The following is a 25,421-nucleotide window of genomic DNA, read 5'->3' as shown; positions in this document are numbered from 1 at the left end:
CCCCCCAAGGGGGCGCCAACCTGCCTGGGGCGACCCGGCGCGCGTTGACATGGCCCAGCTCTTCGAAGTCCACCCCGACAACCCGCAGCCGCGCTTTCTGCGCCAGGCGGCGCAGATGCTGCAGGCCGGCGGCCTGGGGGCCATCCCGACCGACTCCAGCTATGCCTTCGTCTGCCGCCTGGACGACAAGGCCGCCGCCGAGGCGCTGCGGCGCGTGCGCGGCGTGGACGACAAGCACCACCTGACGCTGCTGTGCCGCGACCTGTCGGAGCTGGCCAACTACGCGATGGTGGACAACCGCCAGTACCGCCTGCTCAAGCTGGCCACGCCCGGCGCCTACACCTTCATCCTGCCGGCCACCAAGGAAGTGCCGCGCCGCCTGTCCCACCCGAGCCGCCGCACCATCGGCCTGCGCGTGCCCGACCACCGCGTCACGCAAGACCTGCTGTCCCTGTTCGGCGAACCGCTGCTGTCGACCACGCTGATCCCGCCCGGGGACAGCGAGCCTATGAACGACGCCGCCGACGTCTGCGCCCGGTTGGACCGTCAGCTCCAGTTCGTGCTCGACGCCGGCGCATGCCCGGCCCAGCCCACCACGGTGCTGGACCTGAGCCAGGGCGACGAGCCGGTGCTGGTGCGCCAAGGGCGTGGCGACCTCGCCCGGCTCGGCATTCACGTCGAGTAGTACCGGGTTTGCGGGCTTTCCCGCAGCTCATCCACCCGTCTTGCAGTTCATCCAGTCCTGCCCGCGCTTGATCGCAGGCCCCTGGAAGCGAGTGGCCGTGATGACGAAACTGACTCCATCGAACAAGCAATCACGCGGTTCGAAACCCACCGAACGGAGTCCATCATGAGCCTGCAAACCACCCTCTTCACCGCTGCTGCCGCCGTCGCCGCCGTCGTCTTCTCCGTTGCCGCCCAGGCTGCACCGCAAGAGATCGTCAAGCTGGAACGCGTCGTCATCACCGGCAAGGCCGTCCGCGCCGACACCCAGGTCGTCGCCCAACTGCCCCGTGTCGTCGTGACCGGATACGCCGTGCGTGAAGTGGCCCAACTGCCGCGCGTCGTCGTCACCGGCTACAGCGACGCCACGCTGCTGCGCAACACCACGCTCGCCGCTGCCAAGACCGGCACCAAGCGCATCTGAGACCGACGTCGTCTGAACATGCAAATGACGTTTTTTTCCACCGCCGCCGAGCCGAATCGCCAGCGCTGCTGAGTCAGCGTTGCCGATTCGGCTCGGCTTATTTCAGGATCTCGAGGATGCGCGCCCGGTCGAAGCCGACAACGCGCTGGCCGCGCACGACGAGCGTGGGCGTGCCCGCGGCGCCCAGGGCCTGGTAGTCCGCCAGGCATTGCGCATCGCGCTCGATCAGGCATTCCTTGAAGGGCACGCGCTGCTGCGTCATCCAGCGCCGCGCCGCCAGGCAGTAGGGACAGGTCTCGGACGAGATCATGCGGATGTCGCCCGGCTTCACGCGAGCGGCCAGCAACTCGCCATCCTGCGCCGCCACATGGCCGCGCCAAGCCCAGGAGGCCAGCGCGGTAGCGCCCACGACAACGAACAAGGAAAGCGGTGGCCACTTCATGGCCTCGATGCTAGAGGTTGATCAATAGACCTCGGGCACGATGAGGTTGTCCGGCACCGGGTTGCGCAGATAGTCTTCCCGCCGCTCGCGTGCGGGCAGTTCGATGTCGGCGTGTGGCACGTCCTGGTAGGGCATCTGGCTCAGCAGGTGGTGGATGCAGTTCAGCCGCGCGCGCTTCTTGTCGTCGGCCGGCACGACCCACCATGGCGACTCCGGCGTGTGGGTGCGCTCCAGCATCACCTCCTTGGCGTGGGTGTAGGCCTCCCAGCGGCGGCGCGACTCCAGGTCCATGGGGCTGAGCTTCCACTGCTTGAGCGGGTCGTGGATGCGACCCAGGAAGCGGATGCGCTGCTCGTCGTCGCTGATCGAGAACCAGTACTTGATGAGCTGGATGCCCGAGCGCTGCAGCATGCGCTCGAACTCGGGCGCGGAGCGGAAGAACTCCTCGTACTGCTCATCTGTGCAGAAGCCCATCACGCGCTCGACGCCGGCGCGGTTGTACCAACTGCGGTCGAACAGCACGATCTCGCCCGCCGCCGGCAGGTGCGACACATAGCGCTGGAAATACCACTGCGTGCGCTCACGGTCGTTGGGCGCCGGCAGCGCGGCAACTCGGCAGACGCGCGGGTTCAGCCGCTGCGTGATGCGCTTGATGACGCCGCCCTTGCCCGCCGCATCCCGGCCCTCGAACAGGATGACGACCTTGTGGCCGGTGTGCTGCACCCAGTCCTGCAGCTTGACGAGCTCGCTCTGCAGGCGGAACAGCTCGCGGAAATAACGTTTTCGTTCAGCGGAAGCCTCATCGCTGGGCATCACGCCATGCTGGCGGTCCTCCAGTTCAAGCTCCAGCTCTTCGTCGAAATCGTCCTGCAGGTCGCGGTGAATGCGCTTCACCAGTTCGTCTTCGATGTGGCTCATGGCGACTCCCCGGCCGCGAGAGCGGCCCATGTTGCCAGCCTAGCGCCGCTGCATGGCGACCCTGTGACAGCAATGGGCTTGACGAATCCGTTTACAGCCGTAATCATCGACCATCGTTTACAGGCGTAATCATGAAGAAAGCCACTCCACCGCCGATCAGCGAGGCCGAAGCCCTGGTCATGCAGGAACTCTGGGCCCGCTCGCCCCAGGGCGCCGACGAGATCGCTGCCAAGCTGGGCCCGCGTCAGGGCTGGCAGCTCGCCACCGTCAAGACGCTGCTCAACCGCCTGCTCAACAAGGGCGCCGTGACGGCCGAGCGCGACGGCCGGCGCTTCCTGTATGCCCCCGCCGTGCCGGAAGACGCCTGGGTGGCCGACACCGGCCTGTCGCTCATCGACCGCCTGTTCGGCGGACGCCTGGCGCCGCTGGTGGCGCAGTTCGCGTCGGAGCGCAAGCTGAAGCCCGAGGACGTCGAGGCGCTGAAGGCGCTCCTCAAGGAGCAGGGCCATGAGTGAGCGGCTGCTGGCGGTGCTGTTGCAGCAGGCGTTGCTGCTGAGCGTGGGCGTTGTGGCGATGGCGGCGTTGCGGCCGCTGCTGCTCAAGCGCCTCGGCGCCGGCAGCGCCTACGCGGCCTGGCTGCTGGCGCCGGTGCTGCTGCTGACGCCCTTTCTGCCGCGCCCCACACAGGAGCCGTTGCGCGTGGTGCTGCAGGCTACGGGCAGCGCTGAGGCGCTGGCCGGGCCTGCGCTGCCGGCACCGCCGCCGGATCAGGCCTTGATCTGGCTGTCGCTGTGGCTTGGCGGCATGGCGCTCGTTGCAGCAACCCAAGCCTGGCGGCAATGGCGCCTGACGCGCCTAGGCCCGCAGCTGCCCGCTGGCAGCAGCCCCGCCCTCGTCGGCCTGCTGCGCCCACAGGTCGCGCTGCCTGCCGATTTCGAACAGCGCTTCTCGCCCGCCGAACGCGAATTGATCCTGGCCCACGAGCAGGTGCACCGCGACCGGCTGGACAACCTCTGGAATCTGCTGGCCTGCACGCTGACGGCGCTGCACTGGTGGAACCCGCTGGCCTGGTGGGCGGCGCGGCGCATGCGGGCCGACCAGGAACTCGCCTGCGATGCCACCGTGCTGGCCAGCCGGCCCAAGGCTCAAGCCGACTACACCCGCGCATTGCTGGCGGCCCATGACCTCACAACCCACGGCGCGCCGCTGGCGAGCCGCTGGGGCACGACCCATCCGCTCGTTGAAAGGATCGCGATGTTGAACCGCCCCCTGCCCCTGAATCGCCGCCGGGCGTTGCTGCTGGCCGCCGGGGTAGCCGGCCTGTCCACCCTGGCGTATGCCGCCGCCAGCCCCGCACCAGCAGGCGGTCGCTTCGTCAAGCTGCAACTGATGGTGGAGCGTAGCCAGGCGAGCGCCGGCAGCGCTGACAGCTGGAAAAGCAGCATCCAGGTCCCGCTGGTCGGCCGCGACGGCGAGCGCATGAAGGTGCGGCTGAACGCCATGCCCGCAGACAAGCCGGGCTGGACGAACGAAGCTCTGTGGATCGAGTTGCAGCCGCAGATCAACAAGGAGGCCAACGCGGTTCTGATCAAGACTCAGATCCGCCGAGGCGACCCCGGCGTAGAACTGGGCCATCCCAGTGTCATGTCCGCCTGGGGCACCAAGGCGCGCATAGAGATCGGCCGGCCGGAGTCCGGCGAGAAGTTCGTTCTGGAGATGACGCCGACGATCCTGCCCACCGACTACCAGCCGCCGAAGAACCTTGGGATACGGGAGGCCGCTACAGTGCCGCCTCCCTGACCCTGCCCTCCCCGCAATGAGCCTCGCCGACCTCCGTTCGGCCCTGAACGCCGAACTGTCGGCCACGCCCGAGTACTACGACTTCAAGGTGCTGCACACCGCCCGCGACGGCGTGCTGTGGCGGGTGACGCTGGAGCCCGGCTATGTGTTCGCTGAAGGCCAGCGGCCCGGCGCGGCGTCGGCGCAGGCGCTGCTGGACGACAGCCTGGATGGCGCCAGTGCCTGGTGGGGCGCGCCGGCCAAGGGAGGCGCCAGCGTGCTGGCCGTGCTGGCCGAGGACGACCAGCTGGTGCTTCAGAACGCCAGCGGCCCGCCGCCGCCGGCCGGGCATCTGATCCGCCTTTACCCCACGCGCTTCCTGAACGCCGTGGCCGATGCCTGGTACGACACACCCTGGGCCGAGCAGGCGCTGGCCTGCCTGCCCGACCTGTCGAAGCCGCAGCCGGTGCACAGCAGCACCGCGCTGACGGGTGAGCCCTTCCGCTGGCTGCGCCCGGCGCAACGCGCGGCGCTGGCGCTGGCCCAGCACAGCAGCGGCTTCCTGTGGGGCCCGCCGGGCACGGGCAAGACGACGACGCTGGGCGTGCTGCTGGCCGAGTACCTCGAGCGCCACCCCCACGCCCGCGTGCTGCTGCTGTCCACCACCAACCAGGCGGTGGACCAGGCCACGCTGGCCGTCGACAAGGCCTTGCAGAAAGGTCGCCGCGAGCATCTGCGCGGCGACGTGCAACGACTGGGCACGCGCTTCGACGCAGCGGCTTACGAAGGCCGCGAGCACCTTCTGCCGACGCAGGACCGCGAGCTCATCTCCCGCCTGGCCCGTGCTGAAGGTCAGCGGCCATCGGCCCGGGATGCGCAGGCGTTGAAGGCCTGGGCCGACCGCGTGGCCGACCTGCGTGACGAGCTGCGCAGCGCGTCGCTGAGGGTGCTGCGGCGCTGCCGGCTGGCCTGCATGACGACGACCCGCGCCGCCTTCACGCTGAAGACGCTGCGCGAACTGAAGCCCGATGGCGAGCCGCCGTTCGACCTGCTGGTGTTCGACGAGGCCAGCCAGGTCAGCCTGGCGCACGCGCTGGTGCTGATGCCGCTGGGCCGCGCGCGGCTGTTCGCGGGAGACCCGCAGCAGCTGTCGCCCGTGCTTCGCAGCGACGACCGCCTGGCTCGCCGCTGGCTGGGCCGCTCGGCGTTTGCGGAGATGCCACGCGGCGGGCCGTCTGTAGCGCTGCTGGACGAGCAATCGCGCATGGCGCCGCCCATCGGTGAGCTCGTCAGCCAGCTCTTCTACGACGGCGCGCTGCGCGTGGCGGCGGATGCCGCTGCATCGCCCAACTGGCAGGCCGCGCGCCAACGGGCATTGGGCGACATCGCCGCCGACGTGCACGTCCGCGTGCACCGCTTGAAGACCGACGGCAGCTGGGTGGCCGCCGAGCGCGGGCCGGTGCGGCGCGAATCGGCCGAGGCGATTGCCGCGCTGCTGGAGCAGGCCCTGGCCAGCGGCCAATGGCGGCCCGAGGAGTTGATCGTGCTGACGCCGTTCCGCGCCCAGCGCGCCCTGATCCGCCAGCGGCTGCGGGTGCGGGGCCTGCCGGAGCAGTTGCGTGTCAGCACCGTGCACCGCGCCCAGGGCAGCGAGGCGCCCGTGGTGCTGTTCGACCCGGCCGACGGCGCCCAGCCCTTCCTGCACGGCGAGGAGGCGCAGCGCCTGCTCAATGTCGGCTTGAGCCGGGCCCAGGCCAAGCTGGTGCTGTTCGTGTCGCCGGCCGATGCCGCGAGCCCGCTGCTGGCGCCGCTGATGCAACGGCTGCGGCTGGCGGGCGACACGCGGGCCGTGACGCCGCTGCTGGCGCTGGCCGGCGAGCCGGGCTTTCCGGCCAACGCACTGGGCCTGCGGGTCAGCGCCGGGCGGCATGAAGGCGAGGTGGCGCGCATCAGCGCCGATGGCCGTCAGTTCTGGCTGGTCAACGCGCGCACCGGCGCGGAGCAGCTGATCGACGTGGGGTTCTGGCGCGAGCGCGCCGCCAGACAAGCCTAGGCAGATCGGGACAGAGCTACTCGCTTCGCCCGGTCGGTCTGTCCCGCAAAGTCGTCAGACGGCTGCCGTTACCAGGATCTCCACCTTCCACTCCGGCCGCGCCAGACCGGCGATGACGGTGGCGCGGGGCGGCGTGTGGCCGGCGGAGACCCAGGCTTCCCAGGCGGTGTTCATGCCGGCGAAGTCGGCGCGGTCGGCCAGGAAGATCTGGGCGCGCAGGATGCGGGCCTTGCTCGTGCCCGCGCGATCCAGCAGCTTGTCGATGGCAGCCAGCACCTGGGCCGTCTGGCCCTCGATGCCGACGGTGGTGTCCTCGGGCACCTGGCCGGCCAGGTAGGCCACGCCGTTGTGCACGGCCATCTCGGACATGCGGGCGCCGACGTCGAAGCGTTCGATTTCTTGCTTGCTCATGATTTCTTGCGGTGTTTCGCGGAAGGGGTGGATTTGACGGTCTTTGATGCAGCGGTAGCGGCCTTTGACCCAAGCTTGCTCTCGGTACCGGCCAGCAGCTTTTTGATGTTGGCCTGGTGGCGCCACACGAGCAGCAGGCCCATGATGATCAGGGCCAGCGCCGTGGGGCCGGCTTCCCAAATGAGCAACTGATACATCGGCGCGAAGGCGGCAGACACGATGGCCGCGAGCGAGGAATAGCGGCTGAACCAGGCAATGATGAGCCAGGTCGCCAGCGTCGCAACCCCTAGCAGGGGGTTCAGGCCGAAGATGACGCCGGCCGCGGTGGCCACGCCCTTGCCGCCCTGGAACCTGAAGAACACCGGGTACAGGTGGCCCAGAAAAGCGGCCAGGCCAACGAGGGCGGCGGTGCCTTCACCCAGGCCGTAAGGTGCGCCCCACAGGTAGACGGCCAGCACGGGCAGGTAACCCTTGAGGGCATCAAACACCAGCGTCAGGACCGCTGCCGCCTTGTTGCCCGAGCGCAGCACATTGGTGGCACCCGGGTTGCCGGAGCCGTAGGAGCGCGGGTCCGACAAACCCATCGCGCGGCTGACGATGACGGCGAAGGACAGCGAGCCGATCAGATAGCCCGCCAGCGCGGCGAGCAGGGGAAGAGCGTTTTGCAGAGCGATGGGCATGGGGCGGCATTGTCATGCAGCCCATGGCACGCACGCGGCTCAGTGGCGCCGTGCTTGCCACCAGGCCTGCAAGCGCCTCGCCTGCTTCAGCAGGAACAGGATGAGGCGGCCCACCGGCTTGCGCAGGAAGGGCACGTCCTCGGCGAGCAGCAGCAGGCCGACGGGCAGCCACTCGATGCCGATGATGGGCATGAACCAGAAGGCTGCGGCCGCCAAGCACAGCAGCGCCGCCGGGATGCGCAGCCAGATGCCCTGCGGGCTGCGCAGCCAGGCCAGCCACCGCGTCGCCCTTGCGGGCAGCACCTCTTCGAGCCGGGCGTAGGCGAGGTCCAGCGTTTCCCGGCCGCTCATGGCCTGCGTTCGTGTCGACATCGGTGCAAGTCTGCAAAGCGCCCCGGCGGCCGCACATCGGAGCGGTCCGGTCGGGCGGTAGGACGAGGCCGCGCGCGGGTTCAGCGGCTGTCGCGACCCACCAGGCGCGGCACCACCGCCAGCACCAGCAGCGCCAGCAAGGCACTCAGCACGGCCGTCGACTCTCGGCCCAGGCCGCATGCGACGCCGATGGCGGCCGTCATCCAGATGCCGGCGGCCGTCGTCAGGCCTTGCACATCCTCCTCGCTGCGGTTCTTGATGATGGCGCCCGCGCCGAGAAAGCCGATGCCCGTGACGATGCCCTGGATGACCCGGCTGAGATCGCCCACAGGCATGCCGCCGAGCTGCGGCACCAGCACGAAGAGGGCCGAGCCCATGGCCACCAGCATGTGGGTGCGGATGCCAGCCGCCTTGCCCTTGTGCTCGCGCTCATAGCCGAGCACACCGCCCAGCAGCGCCGCCAGCAGCAGCCGCGTCAGGATGCGCGTGACCTGTTCTGCATCGGGCGCGTCGGAGAATTCGGAGCGAAGCGTGTCGAGGATGGTCTGCCACATGCCGGCGCCTTGGCAAACGGCACGCCTGCTCCGATTTCAGTTGGCGCAGTTGACGGGCCGCGCGCCGAGCAGTTCGGTCAGCACCTGCGGCGCAATGCCGACGAGGTAGCCGCGCCGCCCGCCGTTGATGCAGATCTTCTCCAGCGCCAGGATGCTGGACTCGACGAACACCGGCATGGCCTTGCGCACGCCAAATGGCGAGGTGCCGCCGACCTGATAGCCGCTGTGCCGCTGCGCCACCTCGGGCTTGCAGGGCTCGACCTTCTTGCACGGGATCTGCCGCGCCAACTCCTTGAGGCTGACCGAGCAGTCGCCATGCATCAGCACGATCAGCGGCTCGGCCTTTTCGTCCTGCATCACCAGCGTCTTGATGACGGCGTGCTCGTCCACGCCGAGTTGCTTGGCCGACTCGGCCGTGCCGCCGTGGTCCACATAGTCGTAGACATGCTCGGTGAAGGCGACGCCGGCGCGCTTGAGTTGCTGGGTGGCGGGGGTCTCGCTGACGTGGGCGGTCTTCTTGCTCATCCCCTGATTCTCGGAGAGGTGAATGATTCTGTTGCAGAGCAACTAATTATTGTTTTACAGTAAGTTTTCTTGTTTTTGCCAGCCGCCATGCCTGACTCCTTCTCCGCCGACGGCCTGCGCCGCATCCGCCGCCTGGCTTGGATCGTGCGGCTGCTGTGCCTCTTCGGCGTCGCGGTCATCGGCACCCTGCCCTTCATCTTCTGGGCCCAGCCCGAGTGGGTGGCCGAGGTGGCGGCCCGCACCTGGAACCTCAGCAAGCTGCAGTTGGACATGGGCTCGCGGCTCTGGGGTCTGGCCGCGTCCATGGTGCCCACCACGGTCAGCCTGTTCACGCTGTGGCAGATGTGGGCGCTGTTCGGCTGCTTTGCCCAGGGCGAACTGCTGGCGCGCCAGCCGGCCCAGCATCTGCGCCGCCTGGGCCTGGGCCTGTGCGCCACGGCCGCCGCCCAGCCACTGGGCCACACGCTGGCCATCCTGGCGGTGACCTGGGGCAACCCGGTGGGTGAACGCCAGTTCTGGTTCGGGCTGTCGTCCGACCACTACCTGGCTCTGCTGTTCGGGCTGCTATTGCTTGCTCTTGCGCAAGTCCTGCACGAAGCCGCACGCGTTGCCGACGAGAACGCCGAGTTCATCTGATGCCCATCGTCGTCACCCTCGACGTCATGCTCGCGCGCCGCAAGATGCGCTCGCGCGAGCTGGCCGAGCGGGTGGGCATCACCGAGGCGAATCTGTCCCTGCTGAAGAGCGGCAAGGTGCGCGGTGTGCGCTTCGACACGCTGTCGCGCATCTGCGAGGTCCTGCAATGCCAGCCCGGCGACCTGCTGGCCTGGGAGGCCGGCCCGGAGCCCGACGACGACGACGCGGGCTGACCCCGCGCACCACCCACTGTTCCTTCCCCACTTGCCACCGCTTATGCGACCTTTGCTGCTGCCCGCCCTGTTGCCCGCCCTGTTGCTCGCCACCGTTACCGCCTCCGCCCAGACCCCGACCCCGACCGAAGTCCTGCCCACCGTCAGGACGGAACTCAAGCGCGACAGCAATGTCCTGCCCTATGGTCAGATCAACAGCCTGCTCACCAAGCTTCGCCAGCATGGCGAGGGCCTGTTCCGCATGGACTTCAAGGTCCTCGTCGACAAGAGCCCCATTCCGGCCGCCGATATCCGCCTGGCGGTGCGAAGCGACGACGCCGACTACCCCATCAAGCTCGACGGCGAAGGCCGCTTCGACCTGCCGCTGTTGCCCGAGGCCGAGGCCAAGACGGCCGACATCGCCACCAACGTGCCCAAGGGCAAGATGCCCGTCCAAGGCCTGCTCGAGCTGACCACACCGCCCGAGCAGCTCAGCATGGCCAAGGTGCGCCAGGTCATGCGCGTGGCGCACACCTTGCGCGAGGAGCTGCTGCCCTGGTATTTGCGCTGGCTGTTCCCGCGCATCCAGGGCGTGCGCATCTGCAGCCCCACGCCGACCTGGGAGCTGGAGTGGCAGGAGAACGGCAAGCTGCTGGGCCTGCCCCTGCCCCAGGCCGCCAATGAGCGCGAGCCCGGCACGAAGAAGGGCGAGAAGAGCCGCCCCTGCGCCGTGCTGACCGGCCAGGAGAACTGGCCCGACGCCGCCCGCCTGCTGCCGCCGGCCGACACCAAGTTGAGTGTGAAGCTGTAGCGCTGTGAACCCCCGCTGGCTCGCCCGCATCCTCGTCGTGGCGCTGCACGCGGCGCTGCTGGCGGCGCTGTGGCTGCACCAGCCCCGCAGCCTCGATGCCGACGTGGAGCGGCACAGCGTGACCGTCAGGCTGATCCTGCCCAAGCAGCGCGTGCCGCCGCCGCAGCAGCCCGATGGCCCCCGGGTCAAGCCGCTGCCGAGCCCGGCCGCTGCGCCGGTCATCACGCCGCCGCCCTTCAGCGTCGAGGCAGCAACGCCGGCTGATGCGGACACAGCCGTCGCGCCGACGGCCGCCGCTGCTCCAACCGCCGAGCCGCTCCGCAGCACGCTGCGCCTGACGCTGCCGCCCGGTTATGCCGCGTCGTCCGCAGCTGCGCGCAACCCGGCGCTCGATGACCCGCGCAGCAACACGCCGCGCTTGACGCTGGAGGACCGCATCGCCGACGCCACCGGCGGCGCTGGAGCCTGGGTCGAAGAGCAGACCAGCGAGAACCGCTCCCAGGCCGTCGGCGCGCTGGGCGAGCACCGCACCGTCATGCGCCGCGGCAACACCTGCGTCGAGATCTTTCGCTCGCGCATCTCGGACACCGATCCCTTCAATGCCAACGTCGCGCCGCGGGCCGGCAAGATGGTGGGCAAGCCGTACAAGTGCAGGTGAGCCGTCGCGTCAACTGGCCCTAGACTCCGCGCCAAACAATCAGGGAGGGATGGCCAGCATGCTGCTGACCACGGAAGCCGTACTCGCGCTCGCACCGGATGCCGCCTCGGCCAAGGCCGCCCATGGCCTGGTCAGGCCGTCGCAATGGCCCACGCTCGGTGCCAACGATGCGGCCGTCTGGGGTGAATGCCAGGGCAGCGGCGCCAAGCCCTACCAGACCCAGGTCGACCTCGCCGGCCCCGCCTTCCGCTGCTCCTGCCCCAGCCGCAAGTTCCCCTGCAAGCATGGCCTGGCGCTGCTGCTGATGCGCGCCCAGCACGCGGCCGAGTTCGCCAGCGGCGACGCGCCGGCCTGGGTGGCCGAGTGGCTGGCCAGCCGCAGTGAGAAGGCCGAAAAGCACGCCGAGAAGCAAGCGGCCAAGCTTGCCGATGCGCCACCGGCCGACCCCGCCGCCGGCGACAAGCGCGAAGCCCAGCGCTGGCAGCGCATCGAGGCCGCCGCGCAGGACCTGCGGCGCTGGCTGGCCGACCAGATCGCGCGCGGCCTCGGCGCCCTCGACGACACCGCGCTGCAAGCCTGGGCGACGATGGCGCGCCGCATGGTGGATGCACAGGCGCCGGGCCTGGGCCAGCGCATCCAGATCGCCGCCGCCGGCGTTCGGCGCGGCGCCGATTGGCCCGAACAGACCTTGGCGCGCCTCGGCCTGCTGCAGCTTGCCTGCGAGGGATTGAGCCGGCGCAGCCTGCTCACCGCAGGGGAACAGGCCGACCTGCGTGTCGTCGCCGGCTGGCCCATGGACCGCGACGAGGTGCTGGCCCACGGCCCTCGCCAGGCCGACCGCTGGACCGTGCTCGGCTGCGTGACCGAAGAGCGGGACGACCGCCTCAGTGAGCGCCGCGCCTGGCTGCACGGCGAGCGCAGCGGCCGGCGCGCCTGGCTGCTGGACCACGCCTTCGGCGGCCGCGGCTTCGAGCAGGCCTGGGTCAGCGGCAGCGCGGTCGAGGCCACGCTGGCGTTCTTCCCGAGCAGTGACAGCAGCGGCCTGCGCGCCCTGCTCGTGGACAGCGCCACGCCGGCCGGCAACGCCCGCTGGCCTGTCGCGCAGGCGGCCGACGAGTTCCTCGCCGTGGCCCGGCGCGTGGCCGGCTGCCCGTGGGTGGGCCTGCATCCCGTGGTGCTGAATGACGCCCTGCCGTTGCGCCATGGCGAGCGGCTGCTGCTCATCGTCGACGGCCGCGCGCTGCCGCTGAGCTTGAGCGACACCGACGTCTGGACGCTGCTGGCCACCTCCGGCGGCCGGCCCCTCAGCGTGGCGGGCGAATGGAACGGCCAGTCCTTTGCGCCGCTGACGGCCTGGCAAGGCAGCGACCTGCTGTGGCTGAGGAGCGCCGCATGAGCGGTGCGTGGACCGCCCTGCTGCCGGCCGCCACCGTCGGCACGGACCGCCAACCCGGCCCGTGGCCGCTGCCGCCTGGCGACATTGGCGCGCTGGCCCGCCAGGCCGTTGAAGGCGCCGAGCCCGCCACCGGCCTGCTGCGCGCCGCCGCCGTGCTGGCCACCTGCGCACTGGCCGGCGCGCAAGGCCCGCTGTGGGCCGAGCCGCTGCCGGCCGCCGCGCCCAGCGACACGCTGCCCGCGCTCGCCCTGGGGCCGGTGTTCGGCGCGCTGACCCAGGTCCTGTTCGACGGTCCGCAGCGGCTGCAACACGAGGCCTTGCTGATCCTGGCGCGAGCCGGGCTGCGTCTGCCTGAGAACCTGCTGCCGCAGGCGCTGGAGCTGGGCCGGCGCTCAATCGCACTGCGAGCACCGCTGCTGGCCGTGCTCGGCGAGCGCGGCCTGTGGCTGGCGGCGCAGCGCGCAGACTGGGCCTTTGCCGCCGGCACCAGCGCGGCAACGAACGACGGCGATACCGCCTGGACCGACGGCACGCTGGAACAGCGCCGCGCCTGGTTCACGCTGGCCCGCCAGGCCGACCCCGCCGGCGCGCGCGAGCGGCTGAAAGCGGCCCTGCCCGAGTTGCCCGCCCGCGAGCGCGCCGACCTCGTCGCTGCACTGGCGACCAGTCTCGGCCCTGACGACGCGGCGCTGCTGGACTCACTGCGCAGCGACCGCAGCCGCGAGGTTCGCCAGACCGCGCTGCAACTGCTGCTGCGCCTGCCCGAGGCCGCCCACCCGCAGCGCGCCGCAGCAAGGCTGGCGCCGCTGCTGACCTTGGAGCGCGGCCTGCTGCGCAAGCGCTGGGTCATCGATGCGCCCACCGCGCCGGGCAGCGACTGGAAGGCCGACCAGCTCGACGCCACACGGCCGCAGCAGCATTCGCTTGGCGAGCGCGCCTGGTGGCTTTATCAGCTGGTGGCCCAGGTGCCGCTGGCCTGGTGGCGCACGCACACCGGCATGGCGCCGGCCGAGCTGCTCGCTTGGGCTGCCGGCACCGACTGGACCGAAGCGCTGCTGCGCGGCTGGGCCGACGTGCTGTTCGCCGCGCCGTCCGACGACTGGTGCGATGCCTTGCTCGACCACTGGCCGCCCGGCCTGCGTGAAGACCCGGCCCGCGTGCTGGGCCTGCTCCCGCCCGCCGCCCGCGACCGTCACCTGCTGCGATACGCGCGCGCTGGCTCGCAGCCTGTGGCGACCGTGCTCAGCCACGCGCTGACCGCCTGCCCACCCGGACAGGCGCTGTCGGCCGAGCTCTCCGGCCTGCTGGCGCGCGCGCTGCAAGCGCAAGTCCGCGACGGCGCGCTGAACACCGACTATGGCCTGCGCGGCTCGCTCGCCGAGTTCGCCTGCGCGGCCCACGCCGACAGCCTGGACACGCTGGCCGCGCTGCCCCGCCGCGCCGACGAAACCCCTTCCTGCGCCGAGGCGCTGCTCACGGTCGAACGCATCGTGAGCGCGCGTCGCGCCCTGCACACCTTGACTGCGACGAGGACGCCATGACCCCGAATGTTCTGCGCCAGCACGCCGAGATCCAGTTCGCCGAAGAACTGGCCGAACTCAAGCGCGCCGACACCCGCCAACGCCCGGCCAACTGGGAGCTGTCGCCCTGGGCCGTGGTGCGCTACCTGATGGGCGGCCGGCTGGACAACGGCTTCGAGCTGAGCGCCAAGTACATCGGCGACGCCCGGCTGATGGAGATCGCCGTCGCCACGCTGGCCACCGACCGCGCGCTGCTGCTTTATGGCGTGCCGGGCACCGCCAAGTCGTGGGTGTCGGAGCACCTGGCTGCAGCCATCAGCGGCGACTCGACGCGCTTGATTCAAGGCACCGCCGGCACCAGCGAGGAGCAGCTGCGCTACGGCTGGAACTACGCGCAGTTGCTGGCCCACGGCCCCTCCGAGGCGGCCCTGGTGCCCAGCCCGCTGATGCAGGCCATGCGCGCCGGCAAGATCGCCCGCGTCGAGGAGCTGACGCGCATCCCCGCCGACGTGCAGGACAGCCTCATCACCGTGCTGTCCGAGAAGACGCTGCCCATCCCCGAGCTGGGCAGCGAGGCGCAGGCGGTGCGCGGCTTCAGCGTCATCGCCACCGCCAACAACCGCGACAAGGGCGTCAACGAGTTGTCGGCAGCGCTGAAGCGGCGCTTCAACACCGTGGTGCTGCCGGTGCCGGCCAGCGCGGCCGACGAGATCGCCATCGTCACCAAGCGCGTGGGCGAGATGGGCCGCGCGCTGGAGCTGCCGGCCGAGCCGCCGGCGCTGAAGGAGGTACAGCGCGTGGTGCAGATCTTCCGCGAGCTGCGCAGCGGCCAGACCGAGGACGGCAAGACGCGCATCAAGTCGCCGAGCTCGACGCTGTCCACCGCCGAGGCCATCTCGGTCATCAACAGCGGCATGGCGCTGGCCGGCCATTTCGGCGACGGCGTGCTGCGGCCGGCCGACATGGCGGCCGGGCTGATCGGCGCCGTCATCAAGGACCCGGTGCAGGACCAGGCGGTGTGGACTGAGTACCTGGAAACGGTCGTCAAGGAACGCGGCGACTGGAAGGACCTGTACCGCGCGTTCCGCGAGCTGAATTGAACGTGGCGCACCTCTTCGGCATCCGCCACCATGGCCCGGGTTGCGCGCGCAGCCTGGTGCGGGCGCTGGACGCGCTGAAGCCCGACTGCGTGCTGATCGAAGGCCCGCCCGAGGCTGAAGCGCTGCTCGGCGCGGTGCTGCACGAGGGCATGGTGCCCCCCGTGGCGTTGCTGAGTTATGCGCCGGACGAACCGGGCCGCGCCGTCTACCACCCCTTCGCCGAGTTCTCGCCCGAATGGCAGGCGCTGCGCTGGGCCGCCACCGCAGCCGTGCCGGCGCGCTTCATCGACCTGCCAGTCGCGCAGTCGCTGGGCCGTGAGCGCGAGGAGGCCACCACCGAGCTGCGCGCCGACCCGCTCAGCCGCCTCGCCGAAGCCGCCGGCTACGGCGATGGCGAGGCCTGGTGGAACGACCAGGTGGAGGAGCGCGGCGACGGCGAGCATCTGTTCGCCGCGATTGCCGAAGCGATGACCGCGCTGCGTACCGATGCCGGCGAAAGCGACCCGCGCGACCTGCTGCGCGAGGCCCACATGCGCCAGTGCCTGCGTGCGGCCAAGAAGGAAGGTTTCGAGCGCATCGCCGTCGTCTGCGGTGCCTGGCATCTGCCGGCGCTGCAGGCCGACGTGACCGCCAAGGCGGACGCCGCGCTGCTGAAGGACGCCCAGGCCGGCCAGAAGAAGCTCAAGATCGCCTGCACCTGGGTGCCGTGGACCTATCGCCACCTGACGCGCGCCAGCGGCTACGGTGCCGGCATCGCCTCGCCCGGCTGGTACGAGCACCTGTGGGCCAGCACGGCGGGCGACCAGCCGCGCGCCATCGGCTGGCTGGCCCGCGTGGCCGCGCTGATGCGCTCGCGCGACCTGGACTGTTCCTCCGCCCATCTCATCGAAGCCGCGCGGCTGGCCGACGCACTGGCCGCGCTGCGTGGCCGCCCGGCGCCGGGGCTGGAGGAGTTGCACGAGGCCACGCGCACGGTGCTGACGCTGGGCGACGACGCGGTGCTGCGCTTCGTCGCCGATGCCCTCGTCGTGGGCGACCGCTTCGGCCAGGTACCGCCCGACGTGCCCACCGTGCCGCTGCAGCGCGACCTGGAGCAGACGCAGAAGAGCCTGCGCCTGAAGGCCGAGGCCCTGCAGAAGACGCTGGACCTGGATTTGCGCCAACCCAATGACCTGGCGCGCAGCCATCTGCTGCACCGGCTGCAGTTGCTGGACCTGCCGTGGGGTGCGATCAGCAGGCTCGGCCGCTCGGCGCGCGGCAGCTTCCACGAGGTGTGGACGCTGCAATGGCAGCCCGAGTTCGCGCTGCGCCTCATCGAGGCCAGCCGCTGGGGCCAGACGGTGGCACAGGCCGCCACGAACTGCGCCGTCGAACGCAGCGCCGAAATCGAGAAACTGGCCGACCTGTCCGCACTGGTGGACCGCGTGCTGCTGGCCGACCTGGAAGGCGCCGTGGCCGCCACCACCCGCGCACTGGAGGACCGTGCTGCGCTGACCGGCGACGCCGCCCAGCTGCTGGCCGCGCTGCCGTCGCTGGCCAACGTCTTCCGCTACGGCAATGTGCGCCAGACCGATGCGGCCATGGTGGGCCATCTGCTCGACGGCCTGATCGTGCGCGCCGCGCTGGCGCTGCCGCTGGCCTGCACCGCGCTGGACGGCACGGCCGCCGAGGCACTGCGCGAGCACCTGCTGGCCGCCCATGCCGCCATAGGCCTGCGTGCGGGCGAGGCGCAGAGCGCCGCCTGGCGCCAGGCGCTGGAGCAACTCGCCGGCCTGCCAACCGCCCACGAGCTGCTGCAAGGCCTGGCCACGCGGCTGCTGCTTGACGGCGGCGACTGGGGCAGCGAGCGTGTGGCGCAGCAGCTGTCGCTGCACCTGTCTTCCGGCGCGCCGGCAGCCGATGCGGCCGCGTGGCTGGACGGGTTCCTGAACCGCAATGCTGTCGTGCTGCTGAATGACGACGCGGTATGGCACCTCGTCGACGACTGGCTGGCGGCCTTGAGCGAAGACCACTTCATCGGCGTGCTGCCGCTGGTGCGGCGCAGCTTCTCCCACTTCGCAGCCGGTGAGCGGCGCGACCTGGGCACACGCGCCGCGCGTGGCGCCGTGACGGCTCAAGTGAGCGGTGCTGCCGACTGGGACGAGGCCCGCGCCGTACTCCCCCTGCCGCTGTTGCGGCGCCTGCTGGATCTGCATTCATGAGCGCAGCGCCGGGCCGCCCCAAGCAAGTTCGCTCCCGCTTGGCGGGAGAGGCCGCAGGCCGAAGGGTGCACAAATGAGCACGGACGACACCGAACGCCTGCGCCGCTGGCGCCTGGTGCTGGGCAGCGAGGCCGAGGCCGCCTGCGGTGGCCTGCAAGGCCCGGCGCAGGAGATGGACCGCGCGCTGACCGCGCTGTACGACCCGCAAGGCCCCGGCGGCCTGCAGTCGCGCCGCGGCGGTCGGGACAAGTCGGCGCCCAGCGTGGCGCGCTGGCTGGGCGACATCCGCAACTACTTCCCGAGCCAGGTGGTGCAGGTCATGCAGCGCGACGCGCTGGAGCGGCTGAACCTGCGCGACATGCTCCTGCAGCCCGAGATGCTGAACGCCGTGCAGCCCGACGTGCACCTCGTCGCCCAGCTGATGGCGCTGTCGCGCGTCATCCCGGCCGGCACCAAGGACACGGCGCGGCTGGTCGTGAAACGCGTCGTCGACGAGCTGATGAGGCGCCTGGACGAGCCGCTGCGCTCGGCCATCAGCGGCGCGCTGGACCGCAGCCAGCGCAACCGCCGGCCGCGCCACGCCGAGATCGACTGGCACCGCACCATTCGCGCCAACCTGCGCCACTGGCAACCGGCCTACCGCACCATCGTGCCGCAAACGCTCGTCGGCTACGGCCGCAAGGCGCGGCGGCCGCAGCGCGAGGTGGTGCTGTGCATCGACCAGAGCGGCTCCATGGCCAACTCCGTCGTGTACGCCAGCATCTTTGGCGCGGTGATGGCGTCCCTGCCGGCCGTGGCCACCCGGCTGGTCGTCTTCGACACAGCCGTCGTCGACATGACCGAGCAGTTGCACGACCCGGTGGAGCTGCTGTTCGGCGTGCAGCTGGGCGGCGGCACCGACATCAACGGCGCGGTGGGCTATTGCCAATCCGTCATTCGCGAACCACGCAACACCATCCTCGTGCTGATCTCGGACCTGTTCGAGGGCGGCGTGGAGGCAGGCCTGTTGAAGCGCGCGGCCGAGCTGGTGGAGAGCGGCGTGCAGTTCGTGGCGCTGCTGGCGCTCAGCGACGAGGGCGCGCCCTCGTATGACCACGGCCTGGCCGCCAAACTGGCAGCCCTGGGCGTGCCGTCGTTCGCCTGCACGCCGGACGCCTTTCCCGGCCTGATGGCCGCGGCCATCCGGCGCGACGACATCGCGGCCTGGGCGGCCGGCCAGGGCATGGTCACGCAGCAGAAGGCCCGGTGATTGAAGGTGCAATTGAATCGGTTCAGTTGACAATTTATTGAGCAAACGCTTGTTTATCGCCTGATTCCGAATCAATAGAGTGCGGCCATCGACCATCCACCCGCTGAGGAATCCCGATGAAAAGCCGCACCCTCCTGCCCCTGGCCCTCCTGCCCGCAGCCATGACGCTAGGCGTCGTTGCCACCGACGTTGCCGCGCAGCCAGCGCCGCCGCTGACCGTGCAGGTCTACAACGCTGACGGGGCGAGCTTCCACGTCAATGCCGTGCTGGTGGCCGGCAAGACCGATGCGGTGCTGCTCGACACCGGCTTCACGCGGGCCGATGCGCTGCGCATCGCGGCGATGGTGCTGGACAGCAAGAAGACGCTGAAGACCGTCTACATCAGCCAGGCCGACCCGGACTACTACTTCGGCATCGAGGTGATCAAGCAGTATTTCCCGGATGCCCGGGTCGTCACGACGGCGCCCACGCTGAAGAAGATCGAGGCGACGCTGGCCAACAAGCTGCAGGTCTGGGGCCCGCGCATGGGCGCCAACGCACCGAAGCAGGTGCCGCTGCCCGAAGTGCTGGCCGGCAACACGATCAAGCTGGAAGACCAGGTGCTCGAGATCCGAGGGCTGGATGACAGCCTGCCGCACCGCAGCTATGTCTGGATCCCGTCGATCAGGACGATTGCCGGCGGCGTGAACGTGTACGCCGGGCTGCATCTGTGGACGGCCGACGCGCAGAGCGTGCAGGAGCGCGCCGACTGGGCCGGCAAGCTGGGCACCATGGCCGCGTTGAAGCCCGTGACGGTGATCCCGGGTCACAGCCTGCCCGGCCAGAAGCAGGACGCCTCGCAGCTGGCCTGGAGCCAGGCCTACCTGACCCGCTACGAGCATGAACTGCCTAAGGCCGCCAACAGCGCCGCGCTGATCGAGGCCATGAAGAAGGCCTACCCGGACGCCGGCTTGGGTATCGCGCTGGAGATCGGCGCCAAGGTCAACAAGGGCGAGATGAAGTGGTGAGCCAAGCAACGGTCTCCGATGCACAACGCATGAGCACGATATGAACACCCCGACCCTGCACTACATCTACGATCCGCTGTGCGGCTGGTGCTACGGCGCCGCGCCACTGGTGCGCGTGGCCCGCGACACGCTGACTGTGCAGGCCCACGGCGGCGGCATGATGGCGGGCGCCGCGCGCCGCCAGGTCACGCCCGAGTTGCGGTCATTCGTCATGACGCATGACCGCCGCATCGCCCAGGCCAGCGGCCAGCCCTTTGGGCCGGGCTACTTCGAGGGCCTGCTGCGTGATAACGACGCGGTGCTGGACTCGGCGCCGCCGATCACGGCCATGCTGGCTGCCGATGAGCTGGCCGGCCTGGGCTTAGACATGCTGGCGCGCCTGCAGCGGGCCCACTACGTCGATGGCCAGCGCATTGCCGACGTCGCCGTGCTCACGCGGCTGGCAGCCGAGTTGGGCATCAGCGCCGACGCCTTCGGCAGCGCGTTTCAGCGCTTGCAGGGCGCCGCCACGCAAGCCCATATCGAGCAGAGCCGGGCGCTGCTGGCGCGCGTCGGCGGCCGCGGATTCCCGACCTTCGCGCTCGAACACGGCGGCCGCTTCACGCTCGTGGACATCAGCCCCTACCTCGGCCGGCCGCAGGCATGGCAGGCCTGGCTGACTGAACAATTGAGCGGCACCGATGAAGTGGCCGAGCTGGGCACGCTGCCGGTCTGCGGCATCGATGGCTGCACGCCATGAACGAGGCGCGTCCCGCTGATCTCCGCCCGGTCCTGGCCCACCTCCGCGCGGGGCAGTGGACCGAGGCGCACGACCTCGTGCAGCACGACGACTCGCCGCTGGCCGCGTGGCTGCATGGCATCCTGCACATCCAGGAGGGTGACCTGGAGGACGCCGAGTACTGGTACGGCAAGGCCAACCGGCATTTCCGCAGCCGCGGCACGCTGGCCGAGGAGCTGGACCACTGGGACGCCGCGCTGCGGAGCGCCACACCGCGCTGAGCGACCCACGCCGGACCACGCGGTGGCGTCTAGGCGCGGCCCGCGGTTTGCACCGGCACGTGGATCTCGACAAGCGAGCTGGCGTCATCCGGGCAGAAGGCCTCGCCGTAGCGCTCAAGCATCGGGCCGTCGCCCTGCACCAAGCCGGACGCCGGCAGCAGGCGCTCGAAGATCTCGCCGAAGCCCGCCGCCAGGCCCGACAGCGGATACGCGAAAACGGCGTAGCGGCCGGCCGGGATGGCGAGCCGCACCATGCCTTGGGGCGGCGGGCCTTCACCTGCCACCGCCACCGCGGCCATGTAGTCCAGCTGGCCTGCTGCGCCGGCCATGACGCCATAGGTGACACCAGGCTCGGTCCGGCCGGCAATGCCGGCCATGCGTGCCACGAACCTGGGCCACAGGGCGGGGATGTCGGGCGACATGGGCACGGTGCGGATCTGCATGCCGACGACGGTGAACGCAGGGCGTTCAACGATGTTGAGACTCATGAGGCACTCCTGGAAGTTGGCAAGGCGGCGGGGGCCGCCTTCTGACGACGACTGGGCGGCGGCGTTCTCGACAACCGATGCAGCAATTTATGCAACGCACGTGGACCCGGCAACACCCTAGGCTGCACCAACGCCGACCGGCACGCCGCCGGCTTCGTCCAGCAGGGCTCAGGTGATGAGGGCGGCGCCGCGACGGCGCAGCGGCGGCTGGCGCAGCAGCACCAGCGTGAACAGGGCGGCGCCCAGCGCCAGCGCCCAGGCGGCGGCAGCCGGCAGCGCCAGCAGTGTGGCGGCCAGCACGGCGAGGAAGACCGCCTTGGCCGCCGTGCCGTCCAGGTAGCCGCCCAGGAAGCGGCAGGCCACGGCCGCGCCTTGCCGGCCATGCAGGCCGTGCAAGGTGCTCATGCCCACCACGGGCAAGGCTGCCAGCAGACCGCAATGGCTCGGCCCGCCCATCTGGACCAACGCGCCGATCAGCGCGGTCAGCAGCGCAGACACACCTGCAGTCAGCAGCAGCTCGCGATGCCAGCGGCCGGGCCGCGCCGCGGTGGCGGCAGGCTTGGGCATCAGCCGCAGGGCCAGCGCGCTCAAGGCCGCAGCCAGCACCAGGCCGCCCATCACGCTGCCGCCCAGCCAGGGCTGCAGCAGCACGACGCCCAGCGCGCCCGCCGCCAGGCCGGCGGCCAGGCAGCGCCACGGGCCATGGCGCAGGCTCAGGCGGCCGTAGACGAGCACGAGCAGCGGCGTCAATGCCGTGCACAGCAAGGCCGACGTGGCGGCCTTGGCCGCAAAGGGCGCGCCCTGCTCCACGCCCAGCCAGAACAGCGCGGGCGCCGACGTCAGCGGCAGCGCGGCGGCCAGGCCGCCGAAGCGCGGGCCGGCGCGCCGCAGCAGCACCAGCAGGCCGGCGACGACGACCGCGGTGGCGAAGGCTTTGAGCATCAGGTCCATCGAGATCTCCCTTGGGCCTGTGGACGGCCCTCAGATGACTCAACGGATTGCGGCCCGGGCGCCTATCAGCCGTCTTTCATGAATCGAAGGCGCCAGGGCGACGCGGCGGCGTGGGCGGCTGCGGCTGGCGCCAGCAGGCGCCGAAGGGCCCGCACTTCGTCGGCCAGGCCGGCTTCGCGCAGCCGCCGCTGGTGCACCAGGCCGAAGGGCAGCAGCCCGGCATGGCCAGGCACCAGGCTGGCCTGCAGCGCCGCCCACGACTCTCGGCTCCAGCGCAGCGCCGCCGCGGCGTCGCCCGCGCGCTCGGCCAGCGCGGCGCGCAGGCGCAGGGCGTGTGCCTGCTGGCTCTCGTTGAGCGGCTGGCGCTGCAGCGCGTCGAGCCGGTCCGGCAGGCCGTCGGTGCCGGGCGCGCGGGCCAGGGCCAGCTCCACACCCAGCAGTTCGGCGAACAGGCGGTCGGTATCAGCCGGCTTGCGGCTGGCGCGCTCGGCCCAGAGCGCGTCGAACACCGTCTGCGCCTCGGCCAACTCGCCCTGCAGCAGCAGCCAGCGCAGCAGGTTTGTGCGGGCGGGCTGCACGAACGCGGCGTCGCTGCGGCCCGACACGCGCAGCCGCTCGGCCACCGATGACCGCAGCAGCTCACCGGCCTCGGCATCGCCCACCGCCATCAGCTGCTTGCCCAGGTTGTGCTGGACCATGGCGAGCCGGCGGCTCGGCTTGCCGCCGGCGAGCCCCTCCTCGATCGCCAGGCCGCGGCGCAGCGTGAGCCCCGCCGCGGCCGTCTCGCCGGCATCGAGCTCGATCGTGCCCAGCTCGTTCAGCGCCAAGCCCACGTGCTCGTTCTGCGGGCCCCACACCGCTTCGCGGGAGACCACGGCCTCGCGCATCAGGCGCAGGGCTTCGGGGAACTGACGCCGGTCAGCAAGCAGCCGGGCCAGCTGGGTCTGGGTGTCCAGCGCCGTGTCGGAGCGCGGACCGAGGGTCTGCTGCATGGCCGCCAACCCGCGGCGAAAGAGAGACTCAGCCCCAGCCAGGTCGCCGCGCTTGACCGCCAGGCGGGCCAGGTTGTGCAGCAGCGAGCCGGTGCTTTCGTTCGGCTGGACCGGTGCCTTCTGATAACGCGCCAGCGACGACTGCAGCAGCGGCTCGGCCTCGGCGAAGCGGCCGCTGTTCGTCAACGCGACGCCGAGCCGGTTCTCGATGGTGGCCAGCAGCGCCTCGTCGGCGGGCTGCAGCGCCTGCGCCAGCACAAGGGCGCGCTGGCCGGCGATGACGCCTTCATCGCTACGGCCGCTGTTGGCAAGCATCAGCACGCGCCGGGCCTGCAGGCGGGCCTCGCGGTCGGGCGGAAGGTCGCCCGTCTTCAACGCCTCGTCGAAGGCCTCCAGCGCCTTGGGGAAGGCGCCCAGCCGGTCGTAGACATCGCCCAGCACCTCCAGCAGCCGGGCGCGCTGGGCCGGCTGCGCCTGCAGCTGGGCCTCCAGCCTAGCGCGACCACGGTCGAGCAGCTCGCGGGCGGTCATGTCATGCCGGCTGCCGACCTGGCTCGGGTCGGCGCCCTCGAACAACGAGACGACGAACTCGCTGACCTCGCGCGTGGTGACCACCTCCTGCTGTGCGCGGTCGCGCTCCAGCACCAGCCGGTGCGTGAAGGCGGCGCTGCCAGCCAGCACCAGCCCGCCGGTCAAGGCCCAGGGCCAGCGCCGCCGCAGCCATTTGCCGAACCGGTAGGCCGGGCCGCTGGTGCGCAGCGCCGCCAGCGGCGCGTGGTGGCGCAGGCGCTGCAGGTCGTCCAGCAAGGCGGGCACGCCGGCGTAGCGCCGGGCCGGCTCGGCGGCGCAGGCGCAGTCGATCAGCGCGCGCAATTCCCGGGCGCGGCGCCCTGCCTGGGCGGTGGCCAGGCGCTCCAGCAGGCGGCCCAGCGCAAACACGTCCCAGGCCGGCGCGGGGTGGTCACCGGCCAGCTGCTCGGGCGGCGCGAAGCCCGGCGTGGCTGCGGGGCTGAAGTCCTGCGCGTCGCCCTGCCCGGCGAGCTGGGCGATGCCGAAGTCCAGCAGGCGCACCTGGCCCTCGCTGTTGACCAGCACATTGCCCGGCTTGATGTCGCAGTGGATGACCAGGCGCGCATGCGCATGCGCCACCGCGCCGCAGACCTCCTCGAACAGCAGCAGCCGCGCATCCAGCCCCAGGCCCTGCGCGTCGGCGTGGGCATCGATGGGCTGGCCGTCGACGTACTCCATGACGAGATAGGGCTGGCCGGCCGGCGTGGTGCCGCCGTCGAGCAGCCGCGCGATGTGCGCGTGGTTCAGCGACGCGAGGATCTGCCGCTCGCGCGCCAGGCGCGCCAGCCCCTCCTGCCCGCTCCAGCCGCGCAGCAGCTTGACGGCCGCGCGCTGGCGGTAGTGGCCGTCATCGCGCTCGGCGCTGAACACGAGGCCCATGCCGCCTTCGCCCAGCGGCTCGCCGATCAGCCAGGCGCCGAGGCGGTCGCCCGGATGCAGCTCGGGCGCCTGCAACGCCTGGGCGGCCTGGGCTAGCGGCAGCGAGAAGCGCGTCGGCTCGGTGGCGTGGCCCAGCAGGCGCAGCACGCGGGCGGCCTCCTCGGGTGTGGCATCGGTCTGCTCGCGCAGCGCGCGCGCCGGGTCGGCGGTGTCGGCGACCGTGTTGAACAGCGACTTGATGCGGCCGAGGCTGCTCACGCTTCGAGCGAGCGGCCAAGCTGCTCGGACAGCCAGGCGCGGGCGAAGCGCAGTTCGCGGTCCACGGTGGGCACCGAAACGCCGAGCACCTCGGCGATCTCGTCGCGCTGCAGGCCGCCGAAATAGGTCAACTCCAGCACCTCATGGGCGCGCGGGTCCTCGGCCAGCAGGCGGGTGAGCAGCTGATCCAGCGTCAGCAGGTCGGCCACCCAGCTGTCTTCGCCGTGCGCCGACAGCGTGTAGGTGACCCGCCGCCAGGCGGCCTCGCCGTGGCCGCCGCGCTTGTCGGCCTGCCGGGCGCGGGCATGGTCGACCATGACACTGCGCATGGCCGTGCTGACGGTGGCAAAGAAATGACTCCGGTCCTGCCAGGCCGGCGGGTTCTCCATCAGCTTCATCAGTGCTTCCTGAAGCAGGTCGCCTGCGGCCAGGGAGGGTGTCTCGACGCCCCGCAGCCGCGAGGTGGCGAGCCGGCGCAACTCGCCTTCGAGCTGCCCGACGAGCCGCGCAAAGGCGTCGCGGTTGCCCGCTTTCCAGGCGTGCAGCAAGCGGGTCACGGTTGCGTCGCCGGGCGTGTCGGGGGTCGGGCTCACCATGGCTTCATGCTGCCACA

At 71.0% G+C, this 25,421-nt stretch carries 28 protein-coding genes; 17 read left to right on the top strand and 11 right to left on the bottom strand.

Annotated elements, in window-relative coordinates:
- Nucleotides 1-49 precede the first annotated feature (49 nt).
- Complete coding sequence (locus tag AC0IZJ_RS11385) at nucleotides 50-685, top strand: L-threonylcarbamoyladenylate synthase (protein WP_471849691.1); 636 nt, start codon at nucleotides 50-52, stop codon at nucleotides 683-685.
- A gap of 165 nt (nucleotides 686-850) precedes the next feature.
- The gene (locus tag AC0IZJ_RS11380) at nucleotides 851-1,147 is read left to right on the top strand and encodes a hypothetical protein (protein WP_471849689.1); all 297 of its coding nucleotides are present in this window, start codon (nucleotides 851-853) and stop codon (nucleotides 1,145-1,147) included.
- Nucleotides 1,148-1,244: 97 nt separating this feature from the next.
- Here AC0IZJ_RS11380 and AC0IZJ_RS11375 read toward each other — a convergent pair whose 3' ends face one another.
- A complete protein-coding gene (locus AC0IZJ_RS11375; RefSeq protein ID WP_471849687.1) occupies nucleotides 1,245-1,589 on the bottom strand; it encodes a glutaredoxin family protein in 345 nt (114 codons plus the stop codon).
- 21 nt (nucleotides 1,590-1,610) lie between these two features.
- Complete coding sequence (gene ppk2, locus AC0IZJ_RS11370; protein ID WP_471849685.1) at nucleotides 1,611-2,507, bottom strand: polyphosphate kinase 2; 897 nt, start codon at nucleotides 2,505-2,507, stop codon at nucleotides 1,611-1,613.
- A gap of 131 nt (nucleotides 2,508-2,638) precedes the next feature.
- On the opposite strand from ppk2, the gene AC0IZJ_RS11365 reads away from it, so the two are divergent.
- The 3 genes from AC0IZJ_RS11365 to AC0IZJ_RS11355 are packed head-to-tail and all read left to right on the top strand — an operon-like array spanning nucleotide 2,639 to nucleotide 6,339.
- Nucleotides 2,639-3,022 carry a BlaI/MecI/CopY family transcriptional regulator gene (locus AC0IZJ_RS11365; protein ID WP_471849683.1) on the top strand — a complete coding sequence of 128 codons (384 nt, stop codon included), beginning with the start codon at nucleotides 2,639-2,641 and terminating at the stop codon, nucleotides 3,020-3,022.
- Nucleotides 3,015-4,307, top strand: a complete 1,293-nt coding sequence (locus tag AC0IZJ_RS11360; protein WP_471849681.1) for a M56 family metallopeptidase — start codon at nucleotides 3,015-3,017, stop codon at nucleotides 4,305-4,307. The genes AC0IZJ_RS11365 and AC0IZJ_RS11360 overlap by 8 nt, the downstream gene beginning before the upstream one ends.
- A 16-nt stretch (nucleotides 4,308-4,323) precedes the next feature.
- Complete coding sequence (locus AC0IZJ_RS11355) at nucleotides 4,324-6,339, top strand: DEAD/DEAH box helicase (RefSeq protein ID WP_471849679.1); 2,016 nt, start codon at nucleotides 4,324-4,326, stop codon at nucleotides 6,337-6,339.
- Between the two features lie 54 nt (nucleotides 6,340-6,393).
- Here the strand turns inward: AC0IZJ_RS11355 and AC0IZJ_RS11350 are convergent, their stop codons facing one another.
- The 5 genes from AC0IZJ_RS11350 to AC0IZJ_RS11330 form a co-directional block, all read right to left on the bottom strand.
- Nucleotides 6,394-6,750, bottom strand: a complete 357-nt coding sequence (locus AC0IZJ_RS11350) for a RidA family protein (RefSeq protein WP_471849677.1) — start codon at nucleotides 6,748-6,750, stop codon at nucleotides 6,394-6,396.
- Nucleotides 6,747-7,430, bottom strand: coding sequence for a glycerol-3-phosphate 1-O-acyltransferase PlsY (gene plsY, locus AC0IZJ_RS11345; protein WP_471849675.1), 684 nt, complete (start codon nucleotides 7,428-7,430; stop codon nucleotides 6,747-6,749). Before plsY ends, AC0IZJ_RS11350 begins: the two co-directional genes overlap by 4 nt.
- Before the next feature lie 39 nt (nucleotides 7,431-7,469).
- Entirely contained in the window at nucleotides 7,470-7,802 is a 333-nt protein-coding gene (locus tag AC0IZJ_RS11340) for a hypothetical protein (RefSeq protein WP_471849673.1), read from the bottom strand.
- Nucleotides 7,803-7,882: 80 nt separating this feature from the next.
- Complete coding sequence (locus AC0IZJ_RS11335; RefSeq protein ID WP_471849671.1) at nucleotides 7,883-8,356, bottom strand: MgtC/SapB family protein; 474 nt, start codon at nucleotides 8,354-8,356, stop codon at nucleotides 7,883-7,885.
- Nucleotides 8,357-8,392: 36 nt separating this feature from the next.
- The gene (locus AC0IZJ_RS11330) at nucleotides 8,393-8,881 is read right to left on the bottom strand and encodes an aminoacyl-tRNA deacylase (RefSeq protein WP_471849669.1); all 489 of its coding nucleotides are present in this window, start codon (nucleotides 8,879-8,881) and stop codon (nucleotides 8,393-8,395) included.
- Nucleotides 8,882-8,968: 87 nt separating this feature from the next.
- Between AC0IZJ_RS11330 and AC0IZJ_RS11325 the strand changes: the two genes are divergently transcribed.
- The 12 genes from AC0IZJ_RS11325 to AC0IZJ_RS11270 all read left to right on the top strand — a co-directional run bounded on the left by AC0IZJ_RS11325 (nucleotide 8,969) and on the right by AC0IZJ_RS11270 (nucleotide 20,670).
- Nucleotides 8,969-9,517: a DUF2975 domain-containing protein gene (locus AC0IZJ_RS11325; protein ID WP_471849667.1), complete on the top strand. Its 549-nt coding sequence runs from the start codon at nucleotides 8,969-8,971 to the stop codon at nucleotides 9,515-9,517.
- Nucleotides 9,517-9,750, top strand: coding sequence for a helix-turn-helix domain-containing protein (locus AC0IZJ_RS11320; RefSeq protein WP_471849665.1), 234 nt, complete (start codon nucleotides 9,517-9,519; stop codon nucleotides 9,748-9,750). Before AC0IZJ_RS11325 ends, AC0IZJ_RS11320 begins: the two co-directional genes overlap by 1 nt.
- 43 nt (nucleotides 9,751-9,793) lie before the next feature.
- Nucleotides 9,794-10,540, top strand: coding sequence for a hypothetical protein (locus AC0IZJ_RS11315; RefSeq protein ID WP_471849663.1), 747 nt, complete (start codon nucleotides 9,794-9,796; stop codon nucleotides 10,538-10,540).
- 4 nt (nucleotides 10,541-10,544) lie between these two features.
- Nucleotides 10,545-11,198 carry a hypothetical protein gene (locus AC0IZJ_RS11310; RefSeq protein ID WP_471849661.1) on the top strand — a complete coding sequence of 218 codons (654 nt, stop codon included), beginning with the start codon at nucleotides 10,545-10,547 and terminating at the stop codon, nucleotides 11,196-11,198.
- A gap of 58 nt (nucleotides 11,199-11,256) precedes the next feature.
- A complete protein-coding gene (locus AC0IZJ_RS11305) occupies nucleotides 11,257-12,594 on the top strand; it encodes an SWIM zinc finger family protein (RefSeq protein ID WP_471849659.1) in 1,338 nt (445 codons plus the stop codon).
- Nucleotides 12,591-14,135 (top strand): DUF5691 domain-containing protein, encoded by a 1,545-nt coding sequence (locus AC0IZJ_RS11300; RefSeq protein WP_471849657.1) that lies wholly within the window; start codon nucleotides 12,591-12,593, stop codon nucleotides 14,133-14,135. The genes AC0IZJ_RS11305 and AC0IZJ_RS11300 overlap by 4 nt, the downstream gene beginning before the upstream one ends.
- Entirely contained in the window at nucleotides 14,132-15,214 is a 1,083-nt protein-coding gene (locus tag AC0IZJ_RS11295) for an ATP-binding protein (RefSeq protein ID WP_471849655.1), read from the top strand. The genes AC0IZJ_RS11300 and AC0IZJ_RS11295 overlap by 4 nt, the downstream gene beginning before the upstream one ends.
- 2 nt (nucleotides 15,215-15,216) lie before the next feature.
- Nucleotides 15,217-17,415 (top strand): DUF5682 family protein, encoded by a 2,199-nt coding sequence (locus AC0IZJ_RS11290; protein ID WP_471849653.1) that lies wholly within the window; start codon nucleotides 15,217-15,219, stop codon nucleotides 17,413-17,415.
- 73 nt (nucleotides 17,416-17,488) lie between these two features.
- A complete protein-coding gene (locus AC0IZJ_RS11285; RefSeq protein WP_471849651.1) occupies nucleotides 17,489-18,664 on the top strand; it encodes a VWA domain-containing protein in 1,176 nt (391 codons plus the stop codon).
- Nucleotides 18,665-18,780: 116 nt separating this feature from the next.
- Entirely contained in the window at nucleotides 18,781-19,671 is an 891-nt protein-coding gene (locus AC0IZJ_RS11280) for an MBL fold metallo-hydrolase (RefSeq protein ID WP_471849649.1), read from the top strand.
- 40 nt (nucleotides 19,672-19,711) lie between these two features.
- Entirely contained in the window at nucleotides 19,712-20,410 is a 699-nt protein-coding gene (locus AC0IZJ_RS11275) for a DsbA family protein (protein ID WP_471849647.1), read from the top strand.
- Complete coding sequence (locus AC0IZJ_RS11270) at nucleotides 20,407-20,670, top strand: hypothetical protein (protein WP_471849645.1); 264 nt, start codon at nucleotides 20,407-20,409, stop codon at nucleotides 20,668-20,670. The genes AC0IZJ_RS11275 and AC0IZJ_RS11270 overlap by 4 nt, the downstream gene beginning before the upstream one ends.
- A 29-nt stretch (nucleotides 20,671-20,699) precedes the next feature.
- Here AC0IZJ_RS11270 and AC0IZJ_RS11265 read toward each other — a convergent pair whose 3' ends face one another.
- The 4 genes from AC0IZJ_RS11265 to AC0IZJ_RS11250 all read right to left on the bottom strand — a co-directional run bounded on the left by AC0IZJ_RS11265 (nucleotide 20,700) and on the right by AC0IZJ_RS11250 (nucleotide 25,404).
- Nucleotides 20,700-21,158: a GyrI-like domain-containing protein gene (locus tag AC0IZJ_RS11265; protein ID WP_471849643.1), complete on the bottom strand. Its 459-nt coding sequence runs from the start codon at nucleotides 21,156-21,158 to the stop codon at nucleotides 20,700-20,702.
- Nucleotides 21,159-21,326: 168 nt separating this feature from the next.
- Nucleotides 21,327-22,109 (bottom strand): hypothetical protein, encoded by a 783-nt coding sequence (locus AC0IZJ_RS11260; RefSeq protein WP_471849641.1) that lies wholly within the window; start codon nucleotides 22,107-22,109, stop codon nucleotides 21,327-21,329.
- A 65-nt stretch (nucleotides 22,110-22,174) separates the two neighbouring features.
- A complete protein-coding gene (locus tag AC0IZJ_RS11255) occupies nucleotides 22,175-24,808 on the bottom strand; it encodes a protein kinase domain-containing protein (RefSeq protein ID WP_471849639.1) in 2,634 nt (877 codons plus the stop codon).
- Nucleotides 24,805-25,404 carry an ECF-type sigma factor gene (locus AC0IZJ_RS11250; protein ID WP_471849637.1) on the bottom strand — a complete coding sequence of 200 codons (600 nt, stop codon included), beginning with the start codon at nucleotides 25,402-25,404 and terminating at the stop codon, nucleotides 24,805-24,807. The genes AC0IZJ_RS11255 and AC0IZJ_RS11250 overlap by 4 nt, the downstream gene beginning before the upstream one ends.
- Between the last annotated feature and the right edge of the window lie 17 nt (nucleotides 25,405-25,421).

It is taken from the genome of Roseateles sp. AC306 (genome assembly GCF_979253795.1).
The sequence above is the reverse complement of the archived record's forward strand: the minus strand, read 5'-3'. Positions and strand labels throughout refer to the sequence as shown.